The organism is Parvibaculum sp. (assembly GCF_039973015.1).
GTDB lineage: Bacteria > Pseudomonadota > Alphaproteobacteria > Parvibaculales > Parvibaculaceae > Parvibaculum.
In genome coordinates this window covers 43870-61213 of the sequence record NZ_JBDWLT010000010.1, presented here as the reverse complement: position 1 = coordinate 61213, position 17344 = coordinate 43870, and the positions used below count along the sequence as shown (strand labels likewise).

The window sequence follows — 17344 nt, the reverse complement described above, 5'->3', positions numbered from 1 at the left end:
ATCGAGGCTCCAGTGTGGTGGGTTTGCTTTGGGTTACGGCTGAAGAGCCATATTTTGCGCCGCACTATAGGCGAATCGAACGCGGCGGCAAGAGGAGGGCCGAAAGGCGGGACGGGAGGGGTTTTGCCTGCCATACTCGCCGAAAAGAGGCCAAATCGGGGACGTTTTCATGGATTCTTCCGTCATTTTTCTCATCTTGCCAGGGCTTCTCCTTGCGGGCGGTTATGCGTGGTATGCGAGCCTCATCACGCGGCGCAATGAAGTCCGCGAGGCAATGGGCTCAATCGATGTCCAGCTTCGCAAGCGGTTCGATCTCCTGCCCAATATCGTGGCGCTGGCCGCCAAATTCATGACGCATGAAAAAGAGCTTCTGGAGGGGCTGACCGCGCTCCGGGCGAAGGTTGCCGCGCCCTATTCGAAGGATGACCCCAGGGCGGTCGCCGAGCACCTGGAGGCATCGAAAGGTCTTGAGCAAGGGATGGCGCGGTTTTTCGCGGTTGCCGAAAACTATCCCGAGCTTCGTTCCGCCGAGACAGTCACGCGCGCGCAGGAAACCTTCGAGGAGGTGGAAGGCAACATCGCCGCCGCGCGGCGTTTCTACAATTCTGCGGTAGCGCGGCTCAACAATGCGGTCGAAATATTCCCCGGTTCGATCATCGCGCGTATTGCAAACGTCCAACCCTTTCCCTTCTACGAAGTCGAGGATCCGGCAGTCCGTGAACCCGTCGACGTCAACAAACTGATGGCATGAAACGATGACGCCGGGCGGCGAATTCGACAGCTTCTTCGCGAGAGAGATCGCGCCATTCATCGAGGAAAAGGAAGCGGAGCGCAAAGTCGTTCTTCGTCGCACGCTTTGGCAGGCTCTTCCGGTGATCGGGGCCGGTCTTGTCTTCTTTTCCCTTTCGTCGCAGTTCATCGAAGGGGAAAACGCGCGCGGGTTTGCCATTTTTGGCAGCATCGCCGTCATGGTCTTCGGCGTGGTAATGCTCACCTCCGTCATGACCTGGGGCCGGAAATTCGCGGAAGAACTTTCAGGGAAGGTCTTCGGGCATTTCGGTTACATCTACTCGCCGGAAGCACCGGAGAACTTTCTCGCCCCCTTCAATAATTGCGGCCTTCTTCCCGGCTATGATCGGAAGTCGCTCGAGGACCACGTATTGGGGGATGTCGACGGCGTTTCTTTCGAGCTCGCTGAGGCATTTCTCGAAAAGAAGGTGCGGCGCAACAAGCGCGATGATTACGATCTCGTCTTCCGCGGTCTTGCCGCGCGCTACGCCTTTCCCAAGCGGTTTTCGGGACGCACGGTCGTTCGTGGCGACCGCGGTTCGATCTTCGGCGCACTCAGCCATGCAGGTGCCGGCGGAGAAAGAGTGCATCTCGAAGACCCACGCTTCGAAGAGAGGTTCGATGTGTTTTCGAGCGATCAGGTCGAGGCGCGCTATCTGCTGACGCCGGCCTTCATGGAACGGCTCATGCAGCTGGCGGATGCGAGCGACGGGCCGATGCGGGCCGCCTTCGATGGCGGCGATCTTTTTCTGGTCATCGACGGGCGGCGAGGCTATTTCGCCCAGCCTTCGCCCTGGCGCGATCTGCGCCAGAACGATCACATCCGGGCCTTCGTGGAAGACATCTCTTTTATTCGCGAAATTGCCGAGGTTCTGAAGCTCGACGCGGAGACGAAAGTATAAGCCGCGCAAGACCTGTTGCGAGCCCGATGCTTCCATCGGATTCCCTTATGGGTCAGGTTTGGTCACCTTTTTCTTCGGAGGCGTCCATGCAGGTCGAGTTCTGGTACGAGTTTGCGAGCACCTATTCCTATCCGGCGGCGATGCGTGTTGAGGCAGCGGGAAAGGCAGCGGGCGTTCCGCTTGTCTGGCGGCCCTTTATGCTCGGACCGATCTTTGGCGCGCAGGGCTGGAGCGACAGCCCGTTCAATATCTATCCTGCCAAAGGCAAATATATGTGGCGCGACATGGCGCGCATCTGCGAGGGACAGGGGCTGGCATTGAAAGAGCCGGTGCGATTTCCGCAGAACGGGCTCAAACCCGCGCGGATTGCACTGCTCGGCCAGGATGAAAGCTGGGGGCCGGAGTTCACGCGCCGCGTCTATCTCGCGAACTTTGCCGAACAAAAGGACATATCGGACGAGGGTGTGCTTGCGGAGATACTTTCCGAACTGGGCCTCGATGCGTCGAAGCTCATTGCCCGGTCCAACGATCAGGGTAACAAGGACAGGCTCAAGACGCAGACGGAAGAAGCGACTGCAAAGGGCATATTCGGCGCGCCGAGTTTTATTGTCGGTGACGAACTTTTCTGGGGTGGCGACCGGCTGGAAGCGGCGCTCGACTGGGCGAAGCGTTAGCTCTTGCGAAAGCGTTCGGGAAGATCGGCTTCGGGGATCAGCAGGTCGTCCGTGATGTCGAGCCAGATTTCCTCGATCAGTTCGGCCTTGCCCTCGCGTTGCGGAATGGCGCGGTCCGGGTCTTTCGAATAGTCGGCGAAGGCCTTGTCGCGCGCTTCTTTCGAGGGCCAGCGCGCATAGGCGACGAAGTCGCCATTCTCCGCGCGGTGCAGCCGCGAACCGCCGCCGCCATGATCGCGCATGATGTCGTCGGTGATTTCGTGCCAGCGCCGCGCGAAGTATTCCTCGTCTCCGGCCGCAACCTTCCAGCGATAGATGGCAGCTTTCATCGGACTATGCCTCGGCTTCGGCGCGCGTTTCCCTGAACCGCTCGCTGGCGCGCTTCTTCACCGTCTCGCTCTTCAACTGGCCGCAGGCGGCCATGATGTCGCGGCCGCGCGGTGTGCGCACGGGGCTCGCATAGCCGGCGCGGTTGACGAAGTCGGAGAACTTCTCGATCTGGGCCCAGTCGGAACATTGGTAAGGAGAACCCGGCCAGGGATTGAAGGGGATAAGATTGATCTTCGCCGGAATACCCTTCAGGAGACGCACGAGTTCCTTCGCGTCTTCAATCGAGTCGTTCACGCCTTTCAGCATCACATATTCGAAAGTGATGCGGCGCGCATTCGAGATGCCGGGATAGTTCCGGCAGGCATCGAGCAGTTCGCGGATCGGGTATTTCTTGTTGAGCGGTACCAGCTTGTTGCGCGTCTCGTCGTTTACTGCGTGAAGCGATATCGCAAGCATGCAGCCGATATCGGCACCTGCCTTTTCGATCATTGGCACGACACCGGAGGTAGAAAGCGTGATGCGTCGTTTCGACAGCGATATGCCTTCGCCATCCGACACGACTTCCAGTGCGTCGCGTACGTTATCGAAATTGTAGAGCGGTTCGCCCATGCCCATCAGCACGATGTTGGTGATGAGGCGGTCTTCGGAATTCCGTCCGCCATCCGGCCATTCGCACAGCGCGTCCCGCGCAATCAATATCTGACCGACGATCTCGCCCGCCGTGAGATTGCGCACGAGCTTCTGCGTCCCGGTGTGACAGAAAGTGCAGGTAAGTGTGCAGCCGACCTGTGAGGAAATGCAGAGCGTGCCTCGCCCTTCTTCGGGAATATAGACAGTTTCGATTTCCGGCCCGGGGACGCCCGGCACCGCAGAGGGGAGACGCAGGAGCCATTTCCGCGTGCCATCGACGGATTTCTGTTCGGTCACGATTTCGAGGCGCGAAATATCGAAGGCCCGCTCCAGGCTTTGGCGCAGATCCTTTGAAAGCGTGGTCATTCCCTCGAAATTTGTCAGGCCGCGATTATAGATGCCGTTCCAGATCTGGCCCGCGCGCATGCGCAGCTGCTTTTCGGGCAGGCCGAAGCCGGCCAGAGCATCCATGAGTTGCGGCCGGGTGAGGCCGACAAGGCTCGGGCGCAGGCCACCCTGCGGCGCGCGGGCAAGGGCTGCCTCAGGCGCGGAACGCGGCTTTTCATGCGCAATGTCGAGCGTGGTCATGGGCTGGTCGGTCATTCAAATGCATTCTGCCGCGCTTGCCCGAGGGCAAGGCGGCTGGAACGCTTTTCATATCACAGAGCGTACAATATGCGCCAATAGTGCTGAAAACCGGCTGTTTTCGGTGCTATTTCCTGCAGGTCTGGTCGATCTTGCTGAGTGCTGCCGATGAGCCCTTGAGCGAATAAGTGTCGGTCGTCAGCGTGTCGCGCTCCGATGTTCCCTTGACCTCCATGGAGCTTCCGGCTTTCAAGGCCTGCACCATCTTGCCTTCCTCGGAAGGGTTTTCGAGCCATGCCCAGAAGCGGTGTTCGCCGCCTTCCTTGACGCCCGAAAACATCTGGAACTTGTCGCTACCGATCGTCGCGAAAGGGCGGCTCGTCGATTTGAAGGGGTAGCCGACGCGCATGCTGATCTCATTGCGCGTGTTTCGGGCAGGGCGGTGCGTCACCATGAAATAGACGTCGCCGCGGTTGGCGCCGGCAGGCAGCATCTTCACAGGCGTGGTCATGGCGTAGCACATACGGTCATTACCGGAACCGTAGGTGTAGGCCGACCAGTCGTCATACTTGCCGAGGAGCTTTGGAGCGTCCTGGGCTCTCGCATCTGCTGAAAAGACTGCCAGACCGAAGGTCAGGGCAAGGGCGGCACAGGCCATGGTGAGGACTGGGAAGTAGGTCTTGCGTCGCGGCATGGTCTCCAACTCGTCTGCTCCGAATGGGCTCCCGGTCGTCCGGCCCGAGTTTCTCCGGGGAAGGTGGCCTGACCATAGCGGTCGGCGCGAGCGATTTCCAGTTGCCGCCCGGCAATGCCCCCTTCACGGCCTGCCGGATCGTCCGGCACCCGGCTGAAATTCACCGATTCATGTGGCGGAACCAAGGCAAAAATGGGCTTCATGCCCCTTCGTCTGGCGGAAATCCGTCTGCTCGTGCTAAGGGAGATGAACCGGAATTTCCAAAACCGATAAACCTGCAAGCGGAGGGAGACGACCATGAAAGCCGTGTTGTGCAAGGAATACGGACCGCCCGACAGCCTCGTGATCGAGGAAGTGCCGAGCCCCGAACCCAAGAAGGGTGAGGTTCTGCTTGAGGTGCATGCAGCGGCGGTCAACTTTCCCGATGTCCTCATCATCGAGAACAAGTACCAGTTCAAGCCGCCGCTCCCCTTCTCGCCGGGTGGCGAGGTTGCCGGTGTCATCACGAAGGTCGGCGAAGGCGTTACCAAGGTGAAGGCCGGTGATCGCGTTATCGGCTCATGCGGCTGGGGCGGCTATGCCGAAGAGATTGCGCTCGACGAGGCGCGGGTCACACCGATCCCGGACGAAATGGATTTCGTGACCGCGTCCGCTTTTCTCATGACCTATGGCACGTCGCATCATGCGCTGAAAGACAGGGCGCAGATCAAGCCGGGCGAGACGCTGCTGGTGCTTGGCGCCGCGGGCGGTGTGGGTCTTGCCGCCGTGGAGCTTGGCAAGGCGATGGGCGCGCGCGTGATCGCCGCTGCGTCATCCGAGGACAAGCTTGCCGTCTGCAAGGAGCATGGCGCGGACGAGACGCTGCTTTATCCCTCGGGTGCGCTTGACCGCGATGCACAGAAGGCGCTGACAGACAAGATCAAGGAACTGACCGGCGGGCAGGGCGCGGATGTTGTCTACGATCCGGTCGGCGGGGATTATTCGGAAGCGGCGCTGCGCGCGACCAACTGGGAAGGGCGCTTCCTCGTGGTCGGTTTTGCGGCAGGGCCGATCCCGAAAATTCCGCTGAATCTGGCGCTTCTCAAGGGATGCCAGATCGTCGGCGTGTTCTGGGGGGCGTTCACGGGGCGCGAACCGAAGCGTCATCAGGAAAACCTGAAAGAGCTGATGACCTGGTTCAAGGAAGGCAAGCTTCGCCCCCATGTTTCCAAGACCTACAAGTTCGAGGAAGCAGCGCAGGCGCTCAAAGACATGGCGGCGCGCAAGGTAAAGGGCAAGATTGTCATCGTACCGTCACGATAACGTCACAAAACGAAAAAGCGGGGACAAGTGCGCATGAGGGGTAGCGCGGGATGAGACGGTCTGTCGTCGTGTTCGGCGTCGCGTTCGGCATCGCCGTCGCCGCGCTATTCGCCTTCCTCATTTATGTACTCCTCGCATCGGGCGACCCGAAATACTGGGAAGGAGAGATCGCGGCTTTCGAGCGCCGCGATGTCTCCAACCCGCCACCCGAAAATGCGGTTCTCTTCGTCGGCGGGCGCGACCTCAGATTGTGGACGGGCCTTGCCGAGGCGATGGCGCCCGTCACCATCATCCAGCGCGGTTTCGGCGGCGCGCAGATATCCCATCTCAATCACTACCGGGCGCGGATCGTATTGCCCTACGACCCGCGCGCCATCGTCGTCATGGCGGGCGAGGCGGATCTTTCCGATGTACGCGGAAGGCGGCCTGAAGACCTGCTCGACGACTTCCGGACCTTCGTGCTTTCACTTCGCGCGGAAGGTGAGGATGCGCCGGTCTATTTCGTTTCGCTTCGCCCGGCGCCCGCACGCGAGGAGCGCTGGTACGGCCAGCAGCGTGCGAATGCGCTGATCGCGGATTACGTGCGAACCGAGAAGGATATGTATTTCATCGACGTTTCCACGGCGATGCTCGACGAGCGCGGAAATATTCGCGACGGCCTCTATCGCTGGGACGGGCTCACGCTCAACGGCAAGGGATACGAAACCGCCGGACCGATCATCCGCGAGCGGCTTGTCGAGGCCGGATATGGCGAGCTGCGTCCGGGCCGGGAATAAACAGGCATAAAACAAAACAAGCAGGGAGAGAGACGATGGAGAATTTTTCCAGGGAGACGAAGGCCGGTACGCTGGAAGGCACATACGATCCGAAGTTCAAACCCGTGGTCGATGCCTTCATCGAGAATTTCGAGACGCGCGACGAAGTCGGCGCCAATGCCTCGATCACGCTTGAGGGCAAGACCGTCGTCGATATCTGGGGTGGCAAGAAAGCGCGCGGCGGCGAGCCCTGGGTGAAGGACACCGTCTCCATCGTTTTCTCCTGCACCAAGGGCGCGACCTCGCTCTGCGCGCATATGCTGGCCGATCGCGGCAAGCTCGATCTCGATGCGAAGGTCGGGGATTACTGGCCGGAATATGCAAAGAACGGCAAGGAGGAGACGCTCGTCTCCATGATGCTGGATCATTCGGCCGGTCAGCCGCATCTGCGCACCAAGCTCAAGGACGGCGCCTATTACGACTACGACTACATGGTGAAGCTGCTGGAAGAGGAAGAACCTTTCTGGAAGCCGGGTGTGCGCAATGGCTATCACGGGGTGACGCTCGCCTGGACGGTGGGCGAACTTGTGCATCGCGCGGCGGGCAAGCGCATGGGCAAGTTCTTCGCCGATGAAGTGGCAAAGCCGCTTGGCCTCGATTTCTGGATCGGTACACCGGAAGAAATCGAGCCGCGCATCGCGGCGATGATCTTTGCCGAACCCGACCCTGCCGCCGCGGGCTCAAAGTTCACGCAGGCGCTGATGAACGATCCGACGAGCCCGGCGCATCTCTTCCTGCTCAATAGCGGCAATACGGATTTCAACTCGCGCGACTGCCACGCCGCCGAGATCGGTTCGGCGAACGGTATCACCAACGGGCGCGGCCTTGCGGGTATGTATCAGCCGCTTGCGAATGGCGGCGGCAAACTCGTGGGCAAAGACACGCTCGCGCGCATGGGCCGGGTTGCGATGGCGACGCATGAAGATGCGACGCTGCTCATTCCGACGCGCTTCGCGCTTGGCTATATGAAGTCGATGGACAATCGGGTGCTTGCGAGCGAGCCGAATTCAAGCTGCATCATGGGCGATGCGGCGTTCGGTCATGTCGGCATGGGCGGGTCGCTCGGCTTTGCCGACCCTGAATGCAAGATGAGCTTCGGCTACAACATGAACCGGATGGGCTTCGGCATTCTGCTCAACGATCGCGGGCAGGCGCTGGTCGATGCGGCCTATACATCTCTTGGCTATGGCTCGAATGCGAGCGGCGTCTGGGCGATGTGAGCATCCGGCTGAAGATCAGCCTTCGTCTTTCGCGGGAGGCAAACCAAGTGCCTCCCGTGCCGCCTTGCGGTGACGCGGTTTCATGTAGCTCGACACGAGGCCGAGAGCGGCCATCAGCACTGTCGCATCGTCGGTGAAGCCGAAGGCGGCGATGATGTCGGGAATGAAATCGACAGGCATGACGAAATAGGCGAGTGCGGCGAGAAGCGTTGCGCGTACACGGGTCGGTGTTTCAGGGTCACGCGCGCAGAACCACGCAGCGGCGGCCTCTTCGGCGAAAGGCACCTTGCCGGCCACGCGGGTCATCTTCTTCCAGAAGCCCTCGCGCACTGTCTTTTCGTTCCGCGCCATGACAGCGGGAAGCTGATTTTTGGGATCGTCGAGCCCCTTTTTGGCGCTCTCTGCGTCCATTTCTCCGCGAGAAGAGGACATATACCTCTCTCCCTCCTGCAAGCTGACCCGTTTGCCTTAACGTCTCGAAGATGGGGCGATGAAGGCTCCCATGCAAGCCGAGGGCGACGTTGCGTCAATCGAGGGGACGCGCAAATAGGCCCGGTAAAAGCGATTTTAGGCTCGATCTTTGGCCGTCGAATTTGTTAAATCGGCGCCAATCGGGCGGCCGGCGAAGGCATCCCGCATACAGGGAAACGCAGGACCGGCCCCAAAGGTCCGCGCAGAGAAGGAATGAACCCATGAAACTCGACAGCAGCATCAGCGCCATCATCACGGGCGGTGCATCGGGCCTCGGCGCCGCAACCGCGCGCCGTCTCGCCAAGGAAGGCGTCAAGATCGGCATCTTCGACCTTCAGGAAGAGAAGGGCGAGGCGCTGGCAAAGGAACTTGGCGGCGTGTTCGCGAAGGTGAACGTCACCGACGAAGCGAGCGTCGATGCGGGCTTCGAGAAGGTGCGCGCGGCCATCGGCCAGGAGCGCATCCTCGTGAACTGCGCGGGCACGGGCAACGCCGTGAAGACCGCCAGCCGCAACAAGGAGACGGGCGCGCCGGAGAGCTTCCCGCTCGACAAGTTCAACCTCATCATCCAGATCAATCTCGTCGGCACCTTCCGCTGCATCGCCAAGTCGGCGGCGGGCATGCTGACGCTCGATCCGCTGGAAGGCGGCGATCGCGGCGCGATCGTGAACACGGGCTCCGTCGCCGCGCAGGACGGCCAGATCGGCCAGGCGGCCTATTCGGCTTCGAAGGCCGGCGTTGTAGGCATGACGCTCCCCATCGCGCGCGACCTCTCGCGCGAAGGCATCCGCGTCAACACGATCCTGCCGGGCATCTTCGACACACCGCTGCTCGCGGGCGCGCCGGAAAAGGTTCGCCAGGCGCTCGGCGCGCAGGTGCCGTTCCCGTCCCGCCTCGGCAACCCGGACGAGTATGCCTCGCTCGCGGCCGAGATGATCAAGAACGGCTATTTCAACGGCGAAACGGTTCGTCTCGACGGTGCCATTCGCATGGCGCCGCGCTGACGCGCGGCTTGGGCCGCATGGCGCCGCGCTAAATCAAAGCGTACTCACGAAAAGAAAGCCCCGGCGGAAACGCCGGGGCTTTTTTCATTCCGGCAGTTCCGTCGAGCCGGTGATGAGGCGCACGCCCTGGCGGAGCGTTACATAGGCCCAGATCCAGTGCAGCATGACGATGAGGCGATTGCGGAAGCCGATCAGGAAATAGATATGCGCCGCGCCCCAGATGAGCCAGGCGATGAAGCCTTTCATCTGTACACGGCCGAAATCGACGATGGCGCTCTGGCGGCCGACGGTGGCGAGGTTGCCCTGATGACGGTAGCGGAAGGGTGTGACGGTGCGGCCCTTCAACGATGCGAGAATGGTGCGCGCCACATAGGCACCCATCTGTTTTGCGGCAGGGGCGATGCCGGGGACGAAACGCCCCTCCGCCCATGCGACCGCCGCCGTGTCGCCGACGACGAAGATGCGGGCGTCATCTGCAAGCGTGAGGCGATCATTCACGGGCACGCGGCCCGCGCGGTCGCCTTCGACACCAAGCCAGCCTGCCGCGGGCGAGGCCTTGACGCCCGCCGCCCAGACGACGGTGCGCGCACCGATATCCTCGCCGCCCATCGTTACGCCTTTGGGGCCGACATTCGTAACAGGTTCGCCGCAAAGCACTTCCACGCCCTTGCGCCGGAGCGAGGCGGCGGCGAAGGCTGAAAGATTTTCGGCGAAGGCGGGGAGGATGCGCGGACCTGCCTCGGCCAGGATCACGCGCGCGGAAGAGGGATCGATATGGTGGAAGTCGCTGACCAGCGTCTTCGTCGCAAGCTCGATGATGGCGCCGGCCATTTCGACGCCGGTCGGACCGCCGCCGATGATGACGAAAGTGAGAAGCGCGCGGCGCAAGGCCGGATCGGTTTCCGTTTCGGCCTTTTCGAAGGCGAGCAGGACGCGGCGCCTGATCTCGGTTGCGTCATCGATCTTTTTCAGGCCCGGCGCGTAAGGCTCCCATTCGTCATGACCGAAATAGGCATGGGTCGCGCCGGTCGCCACGACGAGCCAGTCGAAGGGAACTTCGCGGCCATCCGCGAGCTTCACGCGCCGGGCCGTGCGGTCGATGCTTTCGACGCTGCCGAGAAGGACGCGCGTATTTTCCTGGTCACGCAACGCGGAGCGCACCGGCACCGCGATATCGGCGGGTGAGAGCGTCGCGGTCGCGACCTGGTAAAGCAGGGGCTGGAAGAGGTGATAATTCTGCCGGTCGATCACCGTGATCTCGACCGGGGCCTTGCGGAGCATTTTCGCGGCGGTGAGGCCTGCGAAGCCTGCGCCGAGAATGACGATCCGGGGCGGGTTCGCCGTGTTTCCCATGTTCCGCGCCCTATTTCTTCGCCGCCGCCTTACCGGCCTTTCCGGCCCATTTGTCCATGAGGGTGGCGAGCTTCACGTCCTTCTCCGAAACGCCGCCCGCGTCATGCGTCGTCAGCACGACATCGACGCGGTTATAGACATTCGCCCATTCGGGATGGTGGTCGGCCTTTTCCGCGGCGAGCGCGACACGGCTCATGAAGCCGAAGGCCTCGTTGAAATCCTTGAACTTGTAGCTCTTCTCGATGGCGTCGCGGCCGCGCACCTTCGACCAGCCGTTCAGATTGGCCAGAGCCTTTTCGCGGGTTTTTCCTGTCAGCTTGCCGCTCATTTTTTGCCTCCTCGATAGGTCAGGTCCGGGGATCGTTTGCGGGCAGAGCCTCGCCCTCTTAAGCTCACCGCGCAAGAGAGGAATGAAGGATAAATGAACTGGAACGATGTGAGAGCGCCGTCGCTCGCGGATTTCGAACGCCTTGCCGACGAGGCTTTCGCGCGGCTGCCGGAGAGCTTCCGGGCGCGCTGCGAAGGGCTGGTGATCCGTGTCGAGGATTTTCCCGACGAGGAAATCGCGACCGAGATGGGACTTGAAAGCCCTTTCGACCTGCTCGGCCTTTATCAAGGTATCTCACATGTCGAACGCTCGGTGATGGAACCCGTGCACATGCCCGACATGGTTTTTCTCTATCGCCGCCCGATGCTCGACTACTGGGCGGAATTCGACGAGACGCTCGACCATCTCATCGCTCATGTGCTGGTGCATGAAGTCGGCCACCATATGGGGCTTTCCGACGAAGACATGCATGCGATCGAGGAAGCTGCGCGCGATAGCTAGTCTTCGCTTTCGTCCACCCATCCGAAATCGGGATAGCGCTTCTCCGCCACATAGGGCCCGCCGCCCGTGCTCGCCTTTGCCGAAAAGAGCGTGAAGCGCTCCACGGTGAAGGAGGGCGCGGCGAAGGGCGAATTCGCGCGGATGAAATCATAGACCGCGCCCGTCTCGACGCGGCCGAGGCGGGCGATGGTCACATGCGGGGTGAAGTTGCGTTTTTCGGGTTTGAGACCGACGCGCCGCATGGCGCTTTCATGCCGCCCCTGAAGGATGGTGAGCGGGTCCGACGGCTTCACACCGGCATAAAGCGTGTGCGGGTGCTTGCCGCCGAATTCGCCGAGGCCTTCGAGCTCGATCCCGAAGGGATGGACGGGGATATCGGAGAGGGCCTCGTCGATATCGTTCGCGACATCTTCCGGCACGTCGCCCATGAAACGCAATGTGATGTGGAAGTCGGGCCGCTCGATCCAGCGCGCGCCTTCAAGCCCGCGCTGGAGAGGGATCAGTTTCTCCGCGACTTCATCGGGAATTTCGAGGGCGGTGAAGAGGCGGATCATGGTTGTCGTTCGCGCGTTGCCACTGGTGATCTCGCTTTCGTTTCTTCTTACCTCCCCTCAAGGGGGAGGTGAAGAGAAAGGATCGTGCGCAGCGACATTTTTGCCTATCAAGGTGCGGGGTTCGGCTGCGCGAGGTGCGCGGCGTCGATTTCCTTTTCGAGCTCTTCCGTCCACGTTACCTGCGTACTTGTGACGGCGAGCTTCAACTGCTCCATCGTCGTCGCGCCGATGATGTTCGAGGTTACGAAGGGGCGCGTCGTCACGAACTGGTTTGCGAGCTGCGAGGGGTCGATCCCGTGTTTCCTTGCAATGGCGAGGTAGCTCTCGATGGCCTTGTCGGTCTGCGGGCTTTCGTAGCGCTGCAAGCGGTTGAAGAGGGCCTTGCGCGATCCTTCTGGCAGCGCGCCGTTCTGGTACTTGCCGGTGAGATAGCCCTGCGCGAGCGGCGAATAGGCGAGAAGGCCGACGCCATCGCGATGCGCGATTTCCGAACCGCCGAGTTCGAAGGTGCGGTTGATGAGGTTGTAGGCGTTCTGGATCGACTGTACGCGCGGCAGGCCTTTCGTTTTCGCGTGATGCAGGAAAGTCATGGTGCCCCAGGGCGTCTCGTTGGAGAGGCCGATATAGCGGACCTTGCCGGACTTCACGATGGCTTGCAGCGTTTCGAGGATTTCGCCGATGGGGTGGCTGTCGCCCTCGATATGCTTGTAGCCGAGGCCGCCGAAGAGATTGATGGGGCGGTCGGGCCAGTGAAGCTGGTAGAGGTCGATATAATCCGTCTGCAGACGTTTCAGGCTCTTGTCGACAGCTTCCTCGATCTGCGCCTTGCTCTGCTCGGTGGGCGAGCCGTCCTCGCGCAGCCAGTTCATCGGGCTGCGGCCCGCGACCTTCGTTGCCAGCACGATCTTGTCGCGGTTCTTGCGCGCCTTGAACCAGCTGCCGACGATCTTTTCGGTCGAGCCCTGCGTCTCAGGCTTGGGCGGTACGGCATACATTTCGGAGGTGTCGAAGAAGTTGATGCCCTGGCCGACGGCATAATCCATCTGCTCGTGGCCTTCAGCCTCGGTGTTCTGCTGGCCCCAGGTCATGGTGCCGAGACAGATCGAGCTTACCTTGACGCCGGTGCGGCCGAGTTCGCGATATTCCATGCGGTTTCCCCCCGTTTCGTGATTTGGTTATTCTTGTTGCGATGTGTGGCGCGTCAGTTGGCGGCACTTTGCTTTTCTTCGACGCGCGCGATCAATTCCTCCACCTCGGGCAGGATGCCATTCACGATGATGCGCACGCCTTGCGCTGTCGGGTGGATGCCGTCGCCGAGATTGAGAGTGCGCTCGCCTGCCACGCCTTCAAGGAAGAAGGGATAGAACACGAGGCCTTCGCGCTCGGCAAGTTCGGCAAAGATGGGATTGAATGCGGCGCCGTAGTCGCGGCCGAGATTGGGGGGCGCGAGCATGCCGGCGAGCAGGACAGGCAGGCCGCGCTCCTTCAGGCGGGAGACGATCTCGCCGAGGTTCTTGCGGGTGACGGCGGGGTCGATGGCGCGAAGTGCGTCGTTCGCGCCGAGCTCGACAATGACGGCATCGGCCTCCGGGCCGACCGCCCAGTCGAGCCGGGCAAGGCCGCCCGAGGTGGTGTCGCCCGAAACGCCCGCATTCATCACCTTCACATTATCGTGACCGGCCTCACCCAGCGCCTTTTCAAGCTGCTCCGGGAAACCTTCGCCCGGCCCCAGAAGATAGCCCGCGGTCAGGCTGTCTCCGAGAGCGACAATGGTGATGGTATCGTCATCCGCGCGGGCGGCGGGGGCCGCCGCGAGAAGCGTGGCCGCGAGCATGAGGCTCGCGAAAAGCTTGCAAAGCGGGCCTGAGAGGCCATATCGCATAATATCGTTTGCCTTCCTTCGGACCTGCTTCACCACAAAGGCTCAAAGCGTTTGCCCGACAAGATTATCAAACTCGACAGCGTAACACTCAGCCTGCCGAGCGCGGCCGGTCCGGTCAACATTCTCCGGGGGATCGACCTCTCCATCGCAAAAGGCGAGACCGCGGGCCTCGTGGGGCCTTCGGGTTCCGGCAAATCCACGCTCCTCATGGTGCTGGCCGGGCTCGAACGGCCAAGCTCGGGGCGCATCATTTGCGCGGGCGAAGACCTCACGCAGTATGGCGAAGACCGGCTCGCGCGCTTCCGCCGCGATCATATAGGCATTGTCTTCCAGTCCTTCCACCTGATCCCGACCATGACCGCGCTTGAGAATGTCGCGATCCCGCTCGAATTCGCGGGCAAAGCGGATGCCTTCGCGCGGGCGGAAGAGGAATTGAAGCTGGTCGGGCTCGGACACCGCCTGACCCATTATCCCGGACAGCTTTCGGGCGGCGAGCAGCAGCGCGTGGCGCTGGCGCGCGCGGTGGCGGGCGACCCGGAGATCCTTCTCGCCGACGAACCGACGGGCAATCTCGACCAGGCGACGGGCGCGGAAATCATCGAGCTGATGTTCGATCTCCACCGGCGCAAGGGTGCGACGCTCGTTCTCATCACGCATGATGAGGCGCTGGCGGAACGCTGCCACAGCGTCGTGCGGCTGAAAGACGGGCTGATCGAAAGCGTCGAGGCGGGAGCTGCCGCATGAACGGGGGCGAGGCCTCGCTGCCGCTCGCCTTTCGTCTCGCGCGGCGGGAGCTGCGGGGCGGGCTTTCCGGCTTTCGCGTCTTTATCGCCTGTCTCGCGCTTGGCGTGGCGGCGATTGCGGGCGTCGGCTCGGTTTCCACGGCGCTGACGCGCGGGCTCGCGGAAGGCGGGCAGGATATTCTCGGCGGCGATGTTGCGCTGCGCCTTATCCACCGTGAGGCGACGCAGGAAGAATTCTCCTACATTTCGGAAGGCCATGACGTCACCGTCTCGGCGGAGATGCGGGCCATGGCGCGCGGTGTTGAGGAAGACGAAAGCGGGGGACGCGGGCAGACGCTTGTCGAACTGAAAGCGGTGGACGATGCCTATCCGCTTTACGGCGCGATGGAGCTTGTGCCCTCGATGCCGCTTGCCGATGCGCTGGCTGTCCGGGATGGACGTCCAGGCGTGGTCGTCGAGCCCAACCTGCTGAGCCGTCTCGGTGTTGCGGTTGGAGACGATATCCGCATCGGCGACGAGACATTCGAGCTTCGTGCCACCATCGCGCATGAACCGGACCGGGTATCGGACGGCTTTGCGCTCGGGCCGCGCGCGATGATGACGCGCGACGCTCTGCCGGGAACGGGCCTCGTCCAGCCGGGCAGTCTGGTCGAATATTACTATCGCATCCGGTTTCCCGGCGATGCACGAAGCACCAGCGATGTTGCAAGCTGGACGGAAGCGCTGAACGAACGCTTTCCCGATGCGGGCTGGCGCGTGACGGACCGGAGCGACAGTGCGCCGGGTGTGCGCCGCTTCGTCGAGCGGGTGGCACTGTTTCTTTCGCTGGTCGGGCTGACGGCGCTTGTCGTCGGCGGCGTCGGTGTCGCCAATGCCGTCAAATCCTATCTCGACAGCAAGCGCGAGGTGATCGCGACATTCAAATGTCTCGGCGCGCCGGGCGCTCTCATCTTCCGCATCTATCTCATTCAGGTGCTGGCGCTGGCAGGCGTCGGCATCGCGATCGGCCTTGCGCTCGGCATGATGGCGCCTTTCCTCGTCGATGCGGTGGCGGGCGACATGATCCCCATTCCCGCCGAAATGGGTGTTTATGGCGGCCCGCTTCTTCTCGCCGCCGCTTACGGGTTTCTCACGGCGCTTGCCTTTGCGATCTGGCCGCTGGCACGCGCGCGCGAGGTTCCGGCGACGGGTCTCTTCCGCGACATCATCGCGCCGGTGCGGCGTTTCCCGCGTCCGGTTTATGTGGCGGCGACGGGCGGCGCCCTCTTCATGCTGGCGGCGCTTGCGGTCGCGCTTGCAGAGGAACGCATGTTCGCGCTCTGGTTCGTTGCTGCCGCGGTTGCGATTTTCGCCGTGCTTCGCGCTGCTGCCGAAGGGATCATGGATCTCGCCGCGCGCGCGCCGCGGTTCCGTTCGCCGGGGCTGCGGCTGGCGCTCGCGAATATTCATCGGCCCGGCGCGCCGACCTCCGCCGTCGTTCTTTCGCTCGGGCTGGGGCTGACGCTGCTCGTCACCGTCTCTCTCATCAACGGCAATCTTACCGGCGAGATAGCGAATGAACTGCCGGAGCGTGCGCCCGCCTTTTTCTTCGTCGATATTCAGCCGGACCAGACGGAAGAACTCGCAAGCCTCGTGACGGGCACACCCGGTGTCACCGCTTTCAACCGTGTGCCGATGCTGCGCGGCAAGATCGCGGCGGTGAACGCTGTGCCATCGGATCAGGTGGAGGTCACGCCGGAGGCGCAATGGGCGCTGCGCGGCGACCGGGGCATTACCTATTCGTCGACGCTTCCCGAAGGGTCGACGCTGGTGCGCGGGACATGGTGGGATGGGGATTATCAGGGACCGCCGCTCGTCTCGTTCGGTGAAGACCTCGCGCAGGGTTTCGGTATCGATGTCGGTGACACGATCACCGTGAATGTGCTCGGGCGGGAGATCACGGCGAGGGTTGCCAATACGCGCGCCATCGACTGGACGAGCCTCGGCATCAATTTCGTACTCGTGTTTTCGCCGGGCATGCTTTCATCCGCACCGCATACAGTGCTGGCGACGGTCGAGATGGACGCGACGGCGGATCAGGAGGAGGCGCTGGAGCGCGAGGTGACGTCGAAATTCCCGAATGTCACATCGGTGCGTGTTCGCGAGGCATTGCAGGCGGTGAACGGGCTTCTGGAGAATTTCGCGACGGCGGTCAGCGCGACGGGGGTGGTGACGCTTGCTGCCGGTGTGCTGGTGCTGGCGGGCGCCATGGCCGCCGGCTTTCGCTCGCGGGTGCGCGACGCCGTCATTCTCAAGGTGCTCGGCGCGACGCGGGGGCGGATTCTCGGGATTTATATTCGCGAATATGCGGTGCTCGGCTTTGCGACCGCGCTTGTCGCGGCGCTGGCAGGCACATTGGCGGCCTGGGTCGTGATTACGGTGGTCATGGACATGCCCTGGCGCTTCCTGCCGGGGACGCTTGCGGTAACGATTGCGGCGGCGACCTTCGTTACCGTGGGGCTCGGTCTTCTTGGCACCTGGAGGGCGCTTTCGGTTTCTGCTGCGGGGGTGCTTCGGGCCGACTGAAC

19 protein-coding genes are annotated in these 17344 nt (G+C 62.2%); 10 read left to right on the top strand and 9 right to left on the bottom strand.

The genetic code is table 11. The features are described 5' to 3' along the window. The first annotated feature begins 169 nt into the window (after positions 1 to 169). The 3 genes from ABJO61_RS11515 to ABJO61_RS11505 all read left to right on the top strand — a co-directional run bounded on the left by ABJO61_RS11515 (position 170) and on the right by ABJO61_RS11505 (position 2365). The gene (locus ABJO61_RS11515; protein WP_348323269.1) at positions 170 to 751 is read left to right on the top strand and encodes a LemA family protein; all 582 of its coding nucleotides are present in this window, start codon (positions 170 to 172) and stop codon (positions 749 to 751) included. 4 nt (positions 752 to 755) lie between these two features. After that, positions 756 to 1691, top strand: a complete 936-nt coding sequence (locus tag ABJO61_RS11510; RefSeq protein ID WP_348323268.1) for a DUF3137 domain-containing protein — start codon at positions 756 to 758, stop codon at positions 1689 to 1691. Between the two features lie 86 nt (positions 1692 to 1777). After that, positions 1778 to 2365 carry a 2-hydroxychromene-2-carboxylate isomerase gene (locus ABJO61_RS11505; protein WP_348323267.1) on the top strand — a complete coding sequence of 196 codons (588 nt, stop codon included), beginning with the start codon at positions 1778 to 1780 and terminating at the stop codon, positions 2363 to 2365. Here the strand turns inward: ABJO61_RS11505 and ABJO61_RS11500 are convergent. The 3 genes from ABJO61_RS11500 to ABJO61_RS11490 all read right to left on the bottom strand — a co-directional run bounded on the left by ABJO61_RS11500 (position 2362) and on the right by ABJO61_RS11490 (position 4604). Continuing rightward, entirely contained in the window at positions 2362 to 2694 is a 333-nt protein-coding gene (locus ABJO61_RS11500) for a hypothetical protein (RefSeq protein ID WP_348323266.1), read from the bottom strand. The genes ABJO61_RS11505 and ABJO61_RS11500 overlap by 4 nt on opposite strands. A gap of 4 nt (positions 2695 to 2698) precedes the next feature. Further along, positions 2699 to 3913, bottom strand: a complete 1215-nt coding sequence (rlmN, locus tag ABJO61_RS11495; protein ID WP_348323338.1) for a 23S rRNA (adenine(2503)-C(2))-methyltransferase RlmN — start codon at positions 3911 to 3913, stop codon at positions 2699 to 2701. 124 nt (positions 3914 to 4037) lie between these two features. Beyond that, a complete protein-coding gene (locus tag ABJO61_RS11490; protein WP_348323265.1) occupies positions 4038 to 4604 on the bottom strand; it encodes a hypothetical protein in 567 nt (188 codons plus the stop codon). Between the two features lie 297 nt (positions 4605 to 4901). Between ABJO61_RS11490 and ABJO61_RS11485 the strand changes: the two genes are divergently transcribed. The 3 genes from ABJO61_RS11485 to ABJO61_RS11475 are packed head-to-tail and all read left to right on the top strand — an operon-like array spanning position 4902 to position 7941. Continuing rightward, positions 4902 to 5906, top strand: a complete 1005-nt coding sequence (locus ABJO61_RS11485; RefSeq protein ID WP_348323264.1) for an NADPH:quinone oxidoreductase family protein — start codon at positions 4902 to 4904, stop codon at positions 5904 to 5906. Between the two features lie 50 nt (positions 5907 to 5956). Then, positions 5957 to 6682 (top strand): GDSL-type esterase/lipase family protein, encoded by a 726-nt coding sequence (locus tag ABJO61_RS11480; RefSeq protein WP_348323263.1) that lies wholly within the window; start codon positions 5957 to 5959, stop codon positions 6680 to 6682. Between the two features lie 35 nt (positions 6683 to 6717). Beyond that, a complete protein-coding gene (locus ABJO61_RS11475; protein ID WP_348323262.1) occupies positions 6718 to 7941 on the top strand; it encodes a serine hydrolase domain-containing protein in 1224 nt (407 codons plus the stop codon). A gap of 15 nt (positions 7942 to 7956) precedes the next feature. Here the strand turns inward: ABJO61_RS11475 and ABJO61_RS11470 are convergent, their stop codons facing one another. Continuing rightward, positions 7957 to 8373 (bottom strand): YkvA family protein, encoded by a 417-nt coding sequence (locus ABJO61_RS11470; RefSeq protein WP_348323261.1) that lies wholly within the window; start codon positions 8371 to 8373, stop codon positions 7957 to 7959. A gap of 260 nt (positions 8374 to 8633) precedes the next feature. Here ABJO61_RS11470 and ABJO61_RS11465 point away from each other — a divergent pair, with 260 nt between their 5' ends. Then, positions 8634 to 9416, top strand: coding sequence for an SDR family NAD(P)-dependent oxidoreductase (locus ABJO61_RS11465; protein WP_348323260.1), 783 nt, complete (start codon positions 8634 to 8636; stop codon positions 9414 to 9416). A gap of 84 nt (positions 9417 to 9500) precedes the next feature. Here the strand turns inward: ABJO61_RS11465 and ABJO61_RS11460 are convergent, their stop codons facing one another. After that, positions 9501 to 10769: an NAD(P)/FAD-dependent oxidoreductase gene (locus tag ABJO61_RS11460; RefSeq protein ID WP_348323259.1), complete on the bottom strand. Its 1269-nt coding sequence runs from the start codon at positions 10767 to 10769 to the stop codon at positions 9501 to 9503. Positions 10770 to 10779: 10 nt separating this feature from the next. Then, a complete protein-coding gene (locus ABJO61_RS11455; RefSeq protein ID WP_348323337.1) occupies positions 10780 to 11130 on the bottom strand; it encodes a 4a-hydroxytetrahydrobiopterin dehydratase in 351 nt (116 codons plus the stop codon). Between the two features lie 60 nt (positions 11131 to 11190). Here ABJO61_RS11455 and ABJO61_RS11450 point away from each other — a divergent pair, with 60 nt between their 5' ends. Beyond that, on the top strand, positions 11191 to 11598 hold the full coding sequence (locus ABJO61_RS11450; protein WP_348323258.1) for a metallopeptidase family protein: 408 nt from the start codon (positions 11191 to 11193) through the stop codon (positions 11596 to 11598). On the opposite strand, the gene thpR is transcribed toward ABJO61_RS11450, so the two are convergent. The 3 genes from thpR to ABJO61_RS11435 form a co-directional block, all read right to left on the bottom strand. Then, positions 11595 to 12152: an RNA 2',3'-cyclic phosphodiesterase gene (thpR, locus tag ABJO61_RS11445; RefSeq protein ID WP_348323257.1), complete on the bottom strand. Its 558-nt coding sequence runs from the start codon at positions 12150 to 12152 to the stop codon at positions 11595 to 11597. The two genes, ABJO61_RS11450 and thpR, sit on opposite strands and share 4 nt — an antisense overlap. 107 nt (positions 12153 to 12259) lie before the next feature. Next, the gene (locus ABJO61_RS11440) at positions 12260 to 13300 is read right to left on the bottom strand and encodes an aldo/keto reductase (RefSeq protein ID WP_348323256.1); all 1041 of its coding nucleotides are present in this window, start codon (positions 13298 to 13300) and stop codon (positions 12260 to 12262) included. Positions 13301 to 13353: 53 nt separating this feature from the next. Beyond that, positions 13354 to 14034, bottom strand: coding sequence for an arylesterase (locus ABJO61_RS11435; RefSeq protein ID WP_348323255.1), 681 nt, complete (start codon positions 14032 to 14034; stop codon positions 13354 to 13356). Between the two features lie 51 nt (positions 14035 to 14085). Between ABJO61_RS11435 and ABJO61_RS11430 the strand changes: the two genes are divergently transcribed. Continuing rightward, positions 14086 to 14778, top strand: a complete 693-nt coding sequence (locus ABJO61_RS11430; protein WP_348323254.1) for an ABC transporter ATP-binding protein — start codon at positions 14086 to 14088, stop codon at positions 14776 to 14778. Further along, positions 14775 to 17342 carry an ABC transporter permease gene (locus tag ABJO61_RS11425; protein ID WP_348323253.1) on the top strand — a complete coding sequence of 856 codons (2568 nt, stop codon included), beginning with the start codon at positions 14775 to 14777 and terminating at the stop codon, positions 17340 to 17342. Before ABJO61_RS11430 ends, ABJO61_RS11425 begins: the two co-directional genes overlap by 4 nt. The last annotated feature ends 2 nt before the right edge of the window (positions 17343 to 17344 follow it).